General features: G+C 37.1%; 12 protein-coding genes. 10 read left to right on the top strand and 2 right to left on the bottom strand.

Annotated features, from left to right (window positions below; translation table 11 throughout):
* Positions 1 to 33 precede the first annotated feature (33 nt).
* The 4 genes from FYJ25_RS05470 to FYJ25_RS05455 all read left to right on the top strand — a co-directional run bounded on the left by FYJ25_RS05470 (position 34) and on the right by FYJ25_RS05455 (position 3987).
* A complete protein-coding gene (locus FYJ25_RS05470; protein WP_154580752.1) occupies positions 34 to 708 on the top strand; it encodes an acyltransferase in 675 nt (224 codons plus the stop codon).
* A 5-nt stretch (positions 709 to 713) separates the two neighbouring features.
* Positions 714 to 1763, top strand: coding sequence for a hypothetical protein (locus FYJ25_RS05465; protein ID WP_096240226.1), 1050 nt, complete (start codon positions 714 to 716; stop codon positions 1761 to 1763).
* Between the two features lie 491 nt (positions 1764 to 2254).
* On the top strand, positions 2255 to 2959 hold the full coding sequence (locus FYJ25_RS05460) for an iron-sulfur cluster assembly scaffold protein (RefSeq protein ID WP_021907751.1): 705 nt from the start codon (positions 2255 to 2257) through the stop codon (positions 2957 to 2959).
* 17 nt (positions 2960 to 2976) lie between these two features.
* Positions 2977 to 3987: a GGGtGRT protein gene (locus FYJ25_RS05455; protein WP_096240224.1), complete on the top strand. Its 1011-nt coding sequence runs from the start codon at positions 2977 to 2979 to the stop codon at positions 3985 to 3987.
* A gap of 135 nt (positions 3988 to 4122) precedes the next feature.
* Here FYJ25_RS05455 and FYJ25_RS15135 read toward each other — a convergent pair whose 3' ends face one another.
* Both FYJ25_RS15135 and FYJ25_RS05450 read right to left on the bottom strand, forming a co-directional pair.
* Positions 4123 to 4338, bottom strand: coding sequence for an Arm DNA-binding domain-containing protein (locus FYJ25_RS15135; RefSeq protein WP_408608959.1), 216 nt, complete (start codon positions 4336 to 4338; stop codon positions 4123 to 4125).
* Between the two features lie 914 nt (positions 4339 to 5252).
* The gene (locus FYJ25_RS05450; protein ID WP_154580751.1) at positions 5253 to 5969 is read right to left on the bottom strand and encodes a DUF3800 domain-containing protein; all 717 of its coding nucleotides are present in this window, start codon (positions 5967 to 5969) and stop codon (positions 5253 to 5255) included.
* A 381-nt stretch (positions 5970 to 6350) separates the two neighbouring features.
* Here FYJ25_RS05450 and FYJ25_RS05445 point away from each other — a divergent pair, with 381 nt between their 5' ends.
* The 6 genes from FYJ25_RS05445 to FYJ25_RS05425 are packed head-to-tail and all read left to right on the top strand — an operon-like array spanning position 6351 to position 13133.
* Positions 6351 to 7247 carry an AAA family ATPase gene (locus tag FYJ25_RS05445; protein ID WP_167513777.1) on the top strand — a complete coding sequence of 299 codons (897 nt, stop codon included), beginning with the start codon at positions 6351 to 6353 and terminating at the stop codon, positions 7245 to 7247.
* 42 nt (positions 7248 to 7289) lie between these two features.
* Complete coding sequence (locus tag FYJ25_RS05440) at positions 7290 to 8903, top strand: VWA domain-containing protein (RefSeq protein WP_096240216.1); 1614 nt, start codon at positions 7290 to 7292, stop codon at positions 8901 to 8903.
* Between the two features lie 11 nt (positions 8904 to 8914).
* The gene (locus FYJ25_RS05435; RefSeq protein WP_096240214.1) at positions 8915 to 10759 is read left to right on the top strand and encodes a hypothetical protein; all 1845 of its coding nucleotides are present in this window, start codon (positions 8915 to 8917) and stop codon (positions 10757 to 10759) included.
* A 37-nt stretch (positions 10760 to 10796) separates the two neighbouring features.
* A complete protein-coding gene (locus FYJ25_RS14745; protein ID WP_278277451.1) occupies positions 10797 to 10928 on the top strand; it encodes a hypothetical protein in 132 nt (43 codons plus the stop codon).
* Between the two features lie 30 nt (positions 10929 to 10958).
* Complete coding sequence (locus tag FYJ25_RS05430; RefSeq protein WP_096240212.1) at positions 10959 to 12062, top strand: CRISPR-associated endonuclease Cas3''; 1104 nt, start codon at positions 10959 to 10961, stop codon at positions 12060 to 12062.
* Between the two features lie 3 nt (positions 12063 to 12065).
* Entirely contained in the window at positions 12066 to 13133 is a 1068-nt protein-coding gene (locus FYJ25_RS05425; protein WP_154580749.1) for a CRISPR-associated helicase/endonuclease Cas3, read from the top strand.
* Positions 13134 to 13254: the final 121 nt, after the last annotated feature.

Below are 13254 nucleotides of genomic sequence, written 5' to 3'. Positions count from 1 at the left end.
GAAAGGAGAAGGCTGATACAGCCAGGAAAAGAAATGAAACGATTAGAGAATAAGGTATTATTTCAGGATTTTAACAGAACAATTGCAACAGTATTATTTGAGGAGAACACATATCCTTGGGAAATACTTCCGAAGATTCATGATTTTATCATGGAAGTGGGGATGATTCTTCCAAAAGACGAGTATGACGAGATCAAGGAGCATGTCTGGGTAGCAAAAACAGCAACCGTTGTGCCAACTGCATACATTAACGGCCCTGCAATTATTGGACCGGAAGCAGAAGTTCGTCATTGTGCTTTCATCAGAGGCAATGCTATCGTAGGAGAAGGGGCAGTTGTCGGTAATTCTACAGAGCTTAAAAATGTTATTTTATTTGATAAAGTACAGGTTCCTCATTATAATTATGTTGGTGATTCTATTCTTGGTTATAAATCACATATGGGAGCTGGTTCTATCACTTCTAATGTGAAGTCTGATAAAAAGTTAGTAGAAATTCATTTAGACGATACAAAGATTGAAACACATATGAAAAAAATTGGAGCAATCCTTGGAGATTATGTAGAGGTTGGATGTGGTTCCATTTTAAATCCAGGAACAATTGTAGGACGACGCAGTAACATTTATCCGTTATCCAGTGTAAGAGGATATGTTGCAGATCATTCCATTTATAAAAATAAAAACGAAATAGTGAAGAAAGAAGAATACTAAAAGATATGATGAAAGCAGAGAGAAGAAAAATATATGCAGTTCTTATTTTAAGTATTGTGTTAGTACTCTCTCTTACTGGCTGTAAGGCTTCTAAGAAAAAGGTACTTTCTTCAAGTTATTATAAGGAACTGAAAAAGGAAAACAAAAAGTTAAAAAAAGAAAATAAATCCTTAAAATCAAAGGTAGATGCTGAAAATGATATGACTGAGGATGAACAAAGGGCAAGCGATTATCTGGAAAAAATATCAAGAGATCATCTCGTAAAACTTGAAGTAGGCTATGCTGACAATATGAATGGAAGTGAGTTTGTAGAAGACGAAGCTGTCTTTTCTCTTGCAACATCAATCGCATTAAGAGCAGACAAAACAACAAAATATACACCGGAAGAAGTGAAAGAAAAATATGGTCCGGGATATGAATATATTTTATATGATGAAGATAATGCTGTTTATGAAATAATGATATTTGGCGGGAACTATATCGTATTTACCGATTTGCCTAATAATGTATATTATGCATATAATGCATCCGCGATCGGAGATGCATTTTTGCACTTTAAGAATGGATATCCAAACTCAAAGCTGTTCCACCGAATGGCAGATACCCCTTTAATCACAAATACTGATGGAAAATGTTATGAAAATGAAGTTGCATTCTCTGTTGCAAACTATATTGACCAGATGAATAAAAAGAAGTCGAATGAAGCTAGAGCAAAGAAAAAATGGGGCAAACAGGCAGCAAAGAAAATGGGTAACGGAAAGGAATATACATTTTATCATCATGGCAATACGATGAAACTTGTCATCTATGATGAATATTTTACAATAACAAATATGAATGGTAAAACTGTCTGGTATCATGCAGAAAAAGAAGCGGTCATCAAAATGAAAAATATATTTAAAGAAGCGAACGCAAAACAAAAAGCTGAGAAAATCGAACAGAAAAAAAATGAAAATTCTACAGATCCCTCTACAGAACAAACAACAGGTTCTTCTGAAACAGATGTCTCATCTGCTCATCGTGATGAGATAGAAAGTGAAGGAACAGACCAATAATTTTATCTCAGTCGAGAAGACTCCCACCTCTTTCAGGTGGTGAGTGACAGCAAATTTGTCTCAGTGGGAGGGAGTCCAATCTCCGACTGAGATAAACGCTCCGCGAGGATGCGCAGTGATTCTGTAAAGAATATGTCAGCTTACGCTGACCAGAATCACGCGCCAAGTCTCGCGGCTGCTCGACTTGAATTTCATATATATTTTTTCCTGTAAAGCTTCGTATGATTCTTATTTAAAGTAAAATTTATATAATACCTGCCTGTTTTTGAATAGTTCTAATGCATAAAAAAGTAGTTTATTCGAGAAAACGCAAAGAATTGTGAAAGAAATATCAAAAAAAATGTCGAAAATTAAAAAAAGGTATGGACGAAAAGCAATTTTTGTGAGAAAATAATAAACTGTGAAGACAAGCAATCGTCTTGACTTAGGGATTACTTACGGAATGTAAGTTATTTTAGAAAAACTCAATTTATACCGAAAGGAGTACTAACATGATTATCTCACAAGAAGTACAGAACATGTGCCCAGTGGCTCAGGGCGTACATCACGGAGCAGCTCCAATTCCAGAAGAGGCAAAGTGGGTCAAAGCAAAAGAGGTAAAAGATATCTCTGGTTTTACACACGGTATTGGATGGTGTGCTCCACAGCAGGGTGCCTGCAAATTAACTTTAAATGTTAAAGAAGGTATCATTCAGGAAGCATTAGTTGAGACAATCGGATGTTCCGGTATGACACATTCAGCAGCTATGGCTTCTGAAATTTTACCAGGACTGACAGTTATGGAAGCATTAAATACTGACCTTGTATGTGATGCTATTAATACAGCTATGCGTGAACTTTTCTTACAGATCGTTTACGGACGTTCCCAGTCTGCATTCTCTGAAGACGGACTTCAGGTTGGAGCAGGACTTGAGGACCTTGGTAAAGGACTTCGTTCACAGGTAGGTACAATGTACGGAACTCTCCAGAAAGGACCTCGTTACCTTGAAATGGCAGAAGGCTATGTAACAGGAATCGCTCTGGACGAAGACGACTTAATTATCGGTTACCAGTTTGTAAATCTTGGAAAAATGACAGACTTCATCAAAAAAGGTGATGATCCTAACACAGCATGGGCAAAATCTGTAGGTCAGTACGGACGTGTTGATGATGCCGCTAAGATTATCGACCCTAGAACAGACAAGGTAATTGACTAATTAAGGAGGTAAGAAGAATGGCTTTATTTGAATCATATGAAAGAAGAATTGATAAAATTAATTCCGTATTAAGCAGCTATGGAATCGCTTCCTTAGAAGAAGCAGAGAAAATCACAAAAGATGCAGGACTTGATGTATACGGCATGGTAAAAGGCATTCAGCCTATCTGCTTTGAAAACGCTTGCTGGGCATATACAGTAGGTGCAGCAATCGCAATTAAAAAAGGTGCAAAAAAAGCTTCTGAAGCAGCAGCAGCAATCGGCGAAGGACTTCAGGCTTTCTGTATCCCTGGTTCTGTAGCAGAGAACAGAAAAGTAGGTCTTGGACATGGTAACCTTGGAAAAATGCTCCTTGAAGAAGATACAGAATGTTTTGCTTTCTTAGCAGGACATGAATCTTTCGCAGCAGCAGAAGGTGCTATCGGTATCGCAGAAAAGGCTAATAAAGTTCGTCAGAAACCTTTACGTGTTATCTTAAACGGTCTTGGAAAAGACGCTGCACAGATCATTTCCCGTATCAACGGATTCACATTTGTTGAGACAGAATACGATCCATACACAAACACAGTTAAAGAAGTATTCCGTAAATCTTACTCTGATGGATTACGTGCAAAAGTTAACTGTTATGGTGCAAACGATGTTTGCGAAGGTGTTGCAATCATGTGGAAAGAGAACGTTGACGTTTCTATCACAGGTAACTCCACAAACCCAACTCGTTTCCAGCATCCAGTAGCAGGAACATATAAGAAAGAAAGATTAGAAGCAGGTAAGAAATACTTCTCCGTAGCTTCTGGTGGTGGTACAGGACGTACACTTCACCCAGATAACATGGCAGCAGGTCCAGCTTCCTATGGTATGACAGATACAATGGGACGTATGCACTCTGATGCACAGTTTGCAGGATCTTCTTCTGTACCAGCTCATGTAGAGATGATGGGTCTTATCGGAATGGGTAACAACCCTATGGTTGGAGCTACAGTAGCTGTAGCTGTAAGCGTAGAAGAAGCTGCTAAGGCAGGTAGATTCTAAGAAAAACTCTTTATTTATGCGGGTTTTAGGACTTCCATTTTATGTGGAAGTCCTTTTTTGTTTTCTTGTGAACTTCCTAAAAAACCCTATGTACACATCACGTACACATAAAATAAAAATGTGTACTTGGAACACCTACCTCATAAAGAATTGTTGCATGAGTATGTCGTAAACTGTGAAAGTCCCATTCTTCACTGATAAGAGTACAGTTTTTTGCTTTGTCGCTGCCTGAGCCTCTGCCTTTGTTCGGTATCCGCTACCGGTTTTCCATTTTCTTGTCCCATCCACACTGACCAGTTGAAAATAATACTGCGAGGTCTTCCCGCGTTTTCGTGTGCCAACTTTTCCCATGAAAATCATCCTTTCGAAAAAAGGGTATAAAAAATACACCCTATGCAAAATGCAGGATGCGTGGTATAATCCATTCATCTAATTAGGATGCTCTATCAAGTAGGTATAGACGCAATTCATCTCCCACCTTAGAGGTCGGAGTCTTCTTGCTGTAAAAGGATAAAATTCTCCTTTCTTACTTCCGCAAATTATCATCATTCATAATATCTAAATCACTCTGTATCCCTTCCAGAGTCACTTCTATATCAGTACGCTGGTGGGCAGCAAGGAGTTCAGATTCCATTCGTGGAAGTCTAGTACTATTGCACCAAGTAGAAACAGAAGATTTATTAAATCCTAAATCGTTGATTATTATCAGCCATCTTGGTTGATAGGTAACTTGAAATCCGGTATTGTCAGTACCGGATTTTTTCATTTATAGGGTCATTATACTCTGTGCAGAACATATGTGCAAGAGAAAAAGGAAAGAGGCACTTTTTTACAAATTATTTCTCTAATGTGTCAGAATCTGATACATCTATAATATCCTCTATGCTACAATTAAGTGCTTTTGCTAATTTATATTCAGGGTTCATTATATGGGACAGGATTATACTTTATCTTTAATTATTATTTTTATATACTAATATATGTTAATAGATAAAACGAAAGGAAGGATTAATATGAGCGACTTAATTGTAAGACCAAGAATGTTAAATTTGAAAGGACTTATGCCTGTAAGGGTGTGGGTTCTTTTTTGGTAAAATAAAAAGACCAATCAAGAGATTGGTCTAATTATACTAAGTTACCAATAGCCTAGCAGCGATGCCAACACATGACACTTACCTCGATAATGGCACTGATATAGGACTTACTGTTGGTAGCTTTATCTTATCATATGCAAGAAAAACTGTCAATATTCCAAGAAAAAATCATTATTGTTTAGGAAAAGTAAAAACAAATTTTAGGATACCTGCTTCTTCTAATTTTTTTAATTCATTTTTATAACCACCTGTTTGCAAATGAGAGTAATATAGATTTGCAAAGACATCAGCAATTTGAATAAGATTATTATCAGATGAATCATAATATGTAACATCAAATTTCTTGTCAGTGGTTCCATTCATGGATAGTTCAGTATTAAGATAATTTTCGAGAAAAAATCTTGATTCAGTTTTTTCATTTCGCTCATCAAGTTGAAGTGAACAATCTTCTTTTGGGATATATCCCCTATGTATAAAGTATTCCATAGCTAACTTTATGGTGTAATTAAACACTCTCGCAGTATTTTGGCAAAATTGATCAGTTAATTCTGAATTTTTTATTTTAATGATATACAATTCAAATGATGGTTTACGAGAAAAGAAATCGACAAAACTTTTTTTCATTTCTTTGTCAAACTGGGAACCTTTAAGTTCTTTAAAAGTTTCATTAGAAAACATTTTGCCCCCTTCTTTTATGAGTTTTCCCGTTTTGGGGTGATACTTATCTTTATCTAATTCAAGAAGTCTATCATAATTAGAAGAAACAAATCGTTTGTAAGATCTTTTTAAAGATTTTTTATTAAGAACTCTGACTAAAGCAATTACAAAATGCTTATTATGAGAGAGATGATTATTAATAGATCCGGATTCATCAATATAAAATATCAAAGTTTATACTCCTTCGTTTAAAATATATGTAGATGATTATAGCAGGCAGTATGTGAAAGAGCAAATGAATTATAAGAGTTTTGTATATAAAAATTTTTGTGTATTTTTGTTGATAAAATATTTTAATGCAAGTTGCGGAGATTGAAATAACATATTGTGACTATAAAGTATATATGTTACAATTTAAATGTGGGTGTTACCATGCATTAAATCATCTGGATTAGCATCTCGCAGCAAGAATGCAGGGCATTCTTGAAAGTTATTATAAAAATTCTTATCTCTCTGCTATATGCTAAGATTTATACAAATTGATTAAAAAATTACACAGGCTGAGATGCCCTATGGTAAAATGAGACAAGGATGAAGAAAAAGGGGGAAAATATGCGTTTATCAGATATCAGAAAACAGCTTACAAAAAATGGATACCTGCCAAATGATGAGATTGTCATGGCAGCTTATGGGGCACTACATGGTGTCCCATTATTGGTCGAGTCTGACCCGGGGCAGGGAAAAACAAGTCTTGCTTTAGCAATGGGACAAGCCTTTGGGCTTTCTGTGTTGCGTGTTCAGTTTTATGAGGGATTGACTGCGGACAAGATACTGTACGATTACAACTACCAAAGACAGCTACTTTCCATCCAGGCAATACAGAGTACTTTAGCGAAAAATTTAGATGGGAAGACGATTAACGAAGCGATGGATGTAGCAAAAACGATTGATTTTTATGGAAAGGATTTTCTAATCCGTCGCCCGGTACTGGAGTCTATCTGGGGAGAGCAACGGTATGTCCTGCTCTTTGATGAGGTAGACAAAGCATCAGAAGAATTAGAATACACGCTATTGGAGTTTTTAGATGATTTCTCCTTGAGCATTCCCCAATATGGCACCGTAAAGGCAAAAAAAGGGATGGAGCCCGTTGTCGTACTAACATCGAACAACTACAGGGACTTATCCGATGCACTAAAGCGAAGATGTAATTATCTGTATCTTCCAAGAAAAACAAAAGAAGAGATTATGGAGATTTTGAAAATGAAAGCAGAAGCATCTCCAACAATCATCGAAGGGGTGGCATCCTGTCTTTACCAGTTGCAGAGCCTGTGCCTGAAACAGATTCCGTCTATTTCAGAAGGCATCACATGGGCTAGCTATCTGCAGAAACTGATGGATGATAAAGATTTTAATATTGCAGATTCCCTGTGCATGTTGTGCAAGAACAAAGAAGACCAGATGAGGGTACGGGATGCAGGTATTCTGCCGAATATCAAAGATTTGCATTAATAGTGTCTTGCAGAATCGAATTCTTTTTAGAGGTGGTAAAAAATGATTTTTGACTATATAACAGAATTTGCTGGATACTTAAATGACAGGGGATATGCTGTCACACAGAATAAGATCAGCCGCTTTTTATCTTTAAAAAATGAAGAGACAGATTTTACAAGAGAAGCGGAGATCATTCCATTAATGAAACTGTGTTTCTGTCGGAACAAGGAAGAAGCCGATTCTTTTTCCGACTATTTTTACCAATATATAAAAGATTACAAAGGATCCTATGCAAGAGAAAAACAACGGATTCGGAAAGAACACCAAGAACAGATAGAATACAGTAAGTCCCAAAAAGAAAAGATACAAAAAGAGATTACCGGTGTCAGACAGGAAATCGAAGAGAAAAGGAAAGCAGTCTTAGAAGAAAAGGAAATGCTTCATATCCCCAAAACACAGAAAAATTACCTAAAAAAACAGGAAGTTAAATTCAAACAGTATTTTACAAAACAGGAGAAGAATCTGCTACTTTCCCTGTCCAAAGACCAAACAGAACTTTCTGAGGACTCCAAGAAAACTTTTCAGTCCCTTCGAAAAAAACTGCCGGAAAAAGCAGAAAAAGCGTTATTATCCGGAAAAATGGATGCTTTTGAAATCTACCAGAATATATTTAAGATACTGGAAAAAGCAAAGATACAGGTCATATACTATGAAAAATATATCGAAGATAAGATTGCACGGGAAACAAAAGAATTGAAAAATCAGCAGATAGAACTGGAAAATAAACTTCAAAGACTGGAACGGGAAGAGAAACGGATTCAAGTAGAACTAGATAGCCGGCTCTTTGCACTGACAAGGCAATTTACCGAAAAATCGGTCTCCAAAATACACCGGAAGAATTTTATCGGCGGGGGAGCTGTACAGCTTTTAGAGGAAACTCTGCCGGAATTTATGGAGAAACCGTTTAAAAAACTGGACAAGAAAGAAAAAGAATATATCTACCAATACATCCGCCAGAATATCGTTTCCTTTAAGACAAGGCTCGGAAGATATTTAAACACACAGGAAAGACGGAAGATTGATATGGGAAAGACGATACAGGCTGCCTGCAAGACCGGCGGTATCCCGTTTGAGGTCTGTTTTGCGAAGTCAAAACGCAACAGGTCAAATCTCATTCTTATTCTTGACATTTCTGGTTCATGTAAAGAAGCTTCAGAAATGATGCTGGGGTTCATGTACCTATTAAAAGATGTGTTTGCCGGAGGCTGTCGGGTATATGTATTTGTTAACTCCCTCTATGATGTAACGGAAATCATGGAGACGGATAGTATTGATAAAGCTGTTCAGAGTGTCCTGCAGGCTGTCCCGGCAAAAGGGGTGTATTCCGATTACAACCGTCCGTTAGAGATGCTATGGAAAAAGAATCGGAAGTATCTGAAAAAGGACAGTTTTATCCTGTTTCTTGGCGATTACCGTAACAATAAGAACCCATCGGGAACAGAATGGATGAAAAACATCCACGCAAGGGCAAAGAAAATGTTTTTTCTGAACACAGAACAGGCTGCCAAATGGAATCAGGGGGATTCGATCGCATCGGTATACGCAGCGTTCGCACCAATGTACGAGATACAGACTCCGGCTGACCTAATCCGTTTTATCAGCCAAATACGATAGGAGGGGATGTTATGTGGTATCTTGATGTGCATACAGAAGAAAATATCATTAAAAACATGAATAGGTTTGGTTACCTGCCCAAGATAGCGGAATATATTGGAGAATCTAAATCTGGTAATTATAAGTTTTCCTATAACATGAAACAATTAGTATTTTCAAAACAGGGAGAACTCCTTTCAGACGATGTCCTTCCCAGAAAAACAAAAAGATTAAGAAAATCAGAAAAAAGGGAAAAACGGAAAACAGAAAGAGAAACATTTCAAGAAGATTACAACAGGGCAAAACCGCATATAGAGATGCTGCTAAAAGAAGATAATCCATTGTTTATGAAACTATCCTTATCAAACCAGAAACCGTCCCAGACAGAGATTAATCTGATTTATGCAAAGAACAGAGACAGTTTGAAAAAAAGCCTAGCTGTATACCAGATTCCGCTTTCTTTTTACACAGATGGCTATGAAAAGAAAGACAACGCTACGTTTACCTCCTATGTTCTTAGGCATATAAAGAAAAATCTCCGGAATATAGAGAAAGCCTATGAAAAAGCAGTCAAAAAGAACATGCATGCCTTATATATCCAGGAAGGGAATACCCACTCTTATACAGCACATCCTACGCAGGGCTTTTACATCTGCCTTAAAAAAGCGGAGGCAAAGATTCCCTGCCAGGCAGACAGCAGCAAATGTTTTTCCGTAGAATATGCCGGAAACGGCTTGATACGTACTCCCTACATCAAACCGGCTGCACTAGCCATCATAAAAGAAGAAATGCGTAAGACCATATGCCGGAAGGATGTCTGTTTGTCATCCAGGATGTATACCGAAGTGAAAAAGTATGTAAACAGATACCAGCAGTGGTTAGATAAACGGCTTGATGCTGTTAACTACCCATCCGGCTTCACCAGTACTTATAACACGACACCGAAATGCCAGATAAAAGGGGATGACTTTTCCACGGTCTTTGTCGGCTCTGGGATTCTAATCAAAAACGGGCAGATTCGTTTTGCTGATGGGATAGAGAAAGAATTTGAGAAAAAACGCTTCCAAACAGCATTTCATGATGCAAAAGAACTGCTGGGTAGCTATCATTATGTTTCCGGGAAAGGTGTGTTACAGGGAGATACCAAAGTCTTTGCAGCAAGATCCGGGATTACATCCATCGGTGTCATCCACGTTCCGTGTTACAAAAACTCCCTTACCGTCTGGCGGAAACAGCTAAAAAAAGAAATAAAGCGGCTCGATAAAGAAATGGAAGTCCGGATTCGGGAGCAGGAAAAAGCACTAATAGAAAAATACGAGAAACTGTTGTCTGACTTTTTAACTCAGGACATCTTAAAGACAGTTGCGTTGAACGAGGATTATATCACAGAAAATGTGGTCTGTGCCATGCTTCGTGGTACCAAAGTCAATTTACAGAACCCCCGATATATTGAAAATGCTGGACGGTACAACAGTTTTTCAAAAGAGGAGATAACGACAGTCATTGTTCGATTATTAAAAGAGAATCTCCTGACGAGAAAACGGATTGATGGTTATTATGGAGTATATTACCTTTTAAAGATGACACTGGACGGGGAAAGATGTCTTTCCTCTATCCCTTTGATAAAAAAAGGCGGGAGTATAGATAGTGAAAAGCATTTTCAGAGATACCAGAAAAAAGAAACAGGCATTAAGCAATATCTGGAACTTCTTGACCTTATTTTTGAGGACAGATCCTTCTTCTGTGTATATCAGGATGAGATCTTTCGTTTCCTAAAAAAAGCACCAAAGGAGTTCAAGGTATTAGTAAAAATGCGGAAATCGACAGAAACGGATAAATTCCGGTTAAAGGTTTACCGGGAAATATTGAAAAGATAATAAAGAATAGAAAAATGAGGAGAAGAGGATTCATAAGATGAACGATTATATAGCTAGATTTCGTGTAAATGATTTCGAAAAACAGGAGTTAAAAGAACATATCAGAGAAGTGCAGAAATTAGCAGCAGCTATGGGAAAAAGAGTTGACTTGAGGAGACCTGTTAGCTAAAAAGAGCTACATTCTGATAAAAAAGCTACTTTGGAAAATACGCTTTCTCTTGCAGGCTTACTTCATGATTTTGGAAAATACAGCATTAAGTTTCAGAGGTTTATTCACGAAGAATGGAGACGGGCAAAAGAGGGGATAGAAAGTAAAAGACAATCTGGTATTGATCATGGTGTTTACGGAGCAAAATATATTTATGATTTATCAGGAAAGTACGGACCGAATGGAAGGATAGTGGGTGAACTACTCGCAAATGTTATTTGCTATCATCATGGAGGACTCCCAGATGCAGAAGATTTTAATGGAGACAGCCCATTGTTGATGAGACTTCAGGGTGAAAACAGACTTGCTGATTATGAACAGGTAAAAGTAACTTTTTTTAAGGATTTACAGATTACGGAGCAGGAGATAGAACAGCTTTTTAAGGAATCTATTGAAGAGATAAAACTGCTTATTCTGAAATCTTCTACAGGAAGTGAAGAAAAAAATAAGAGAAAAAATGATGCCAACTTTATGCCCAATCTCTTTATAAAGCTAATTTACAGTATGTTGATAGATGCCGACCGATTAAGTAGTATGTGCTATGAGACTGGTGAGGATTTTACTTCTTATGAAAAGGCACAAGACGAAATTCAAATGACCTGGAAAGCATATAAGCAAAAGTTTGAAGAGTACCTTTCTGGATTGCAAAAGAAGTCAGAGGCTTTAGAAGATACAGGTAAAAAAAGAGTGAATGCAATCCGTCAGAGAATATCGGATGAATGTTTTGAAGCAGGCAGGAAGGAGAGTGGCATTTATACATTAACTGTTCCGACAGGTGGAGGAAAGACCTTATCGAGTATGCGATATGCGTTAGAGCATAGTGAGAGAACAAATAAGGAAAGAATTATTTTTGTTCTTCCTTATACAACGATTATTGAACAAAATGCAAAGGTTATAAGAGAGGTTTTAGGAGGAAACTGTGATTTGCTTGAACATCACTCTAATGTAACAGAAGATGATAAAAGAATGTTGGACAGTTTGGGAGAGGAACGGGACTGCAGACTGCTTACAGAACGATGGGAAAACCGCATTGTATTTACAACAATGGTGCAGTTTTTAAATACCTTTTATGGAAAAGGAACGAGAGATATGTGAAGAATGCATCATCTGTTGAATGCGGTTATTATATTTGATGAGATTCAGACGGTTCCTGTCAAATGTATGGCTTTATTTAACGGGGCGATTAATTTTTTGAATCGGGTGGGGAATACCACAACGATTTTATGTACAGCAACACAGCCGGATTTCAGTAATATTTCTAAAGATATAAGTCTGGAAAATGTAAAAGGGGAACTGATAAATGCGGTAGAGGGAAATTTCACGCAGTTAAAAAGAGTTGAAATAAAGAATTGCTGTGCCATGGAACCATATACAATTAAAAATGCAGCGACTTTTATATGGGAAAGAAAAGCACAGGTAAACAGTCTTTTAGTTGTTGTAAATAAAATAAAGACAGCGAAAGATTTATTCCGATATTTACAGAAGAATGAGGAGGATGTTGAAACTCAAAATATAGAAAGTACAAAAGGTGTTTTAGCCCAGGATACCCGATTATTCCTTTTAACAGGAGATCAGTGTCCGGAACACAAAAAAGATGTTTTAGACGAATTATTGAAAGCTTTAAAGAAAGAAGAGCAGGTGCTCTGTATCAGTACTTCTTTAATTGAGGCAGGGGTAGATATCAGTTTTCAAGCGGCAATCAGAAATATGACCAAATTAGATTCTATTGTACAGACCGCAGGACGTGTCAATCGAAATGGTGAAAGAGGCCTGGGCTATTGTTATGTCATTAATTTAGAAGAGGGCAGCTACGAACATATGTCGGAAATTCGTCTTGGTCAAAAGTGGAGTAATGTTATTTTTTATAAGGCAGAACAGGAGAAAAAGAACATTTTATTACCAGAACTTATGAAAGAATATTTCGATGATTATTATAATGATAGCGAATGTAGTGGGAATTTTAAATATCCAATAGATGGAGGCAGAAGAAGTATCTATGAGTTGTTGACTCTTAAAAGAAATCAAACAGGTCCGAAACTGAACTGGAAGATTCAATTTAAAAGGGCGGCAGAAAACTTTAAAGTCATTGATGAGGATATGACAATAGTTCTTGTTCCATATCTCGAAGAAGGACAGGAGTTAATGAGGCAGATAGAAGATGTATAATGGTCTCATAAATTAAGACACTTTTTCGGACAGTTTTTAATGAATCTGATATACTTAAACCAGTATGAAAGAAAGGATCCATTATCATGTCCAGACAAAGAAGAAATTTTAATGCCAAATT

Source organism: Anaerobutyricum soehngenii, from assembly GCF_009697165.1.
Taxonomy (GTDB): Bacteria; Bacillota; Clostridia; order Lachnospirales; family Lachnospiraceae; genus Anaerobutyricum; species Anaerobutyricum soehngenii.
This window is presented reverse-complemented; position numbering and strand designations above follow the sequence as displayed.